The sequence below is a fragment of the Chryseobacterium sp. SIMBA_029 genome (genome assembly GCF_046535275.1).
Lineage (GTDB): Bacteria > Bacteroidota > Bacteroidia > Flavobacteriales > Weeksellaceae > Chryseobacterium.
Genome location: NZ_JAWRXA010000324.1, coordinates 1 through 271, shown reverse-complemented (window position 1 = coordinate 271; position 271 = coordinate 1). Strand labels below are relative to the sequence as shown.

The 271-nt window shown below is 41.7% G+C and carries 1 pseudogene; it reads left to right on the top strand.

The annotated features are described in order from the left end of the window. Positions 1-271, top strand: a pseudogene (locus tag SB679_RS24305) (quinol:cytochrome C oxidoreductase); the annotation flags it as partial.

The window sequence follows — 271 nt, the reverse complement described above, 5'->3', positions numbered from 1 at the left end:
AATATGGAAAAGTATCTGAGATTCCTTCTATGAACGTTTGTATGAACTGTCACAGAACAATTTCTGAATACAACGCAGATCACTACATGGAGCCAGGAAAAGACAAGGCATTCTATGACGGAGAAATCCAGAAGATCTACGCAGCAACAGGTTGGGATCCTGCTAAACAACAGTATACAGGAAAAACACAACCGGTTGAATGGACAAGAATCCACAACATGCCAGATTTCGTTTACTTTAACCACTCTCAGCACGTAGTAGCAGGTGAGCA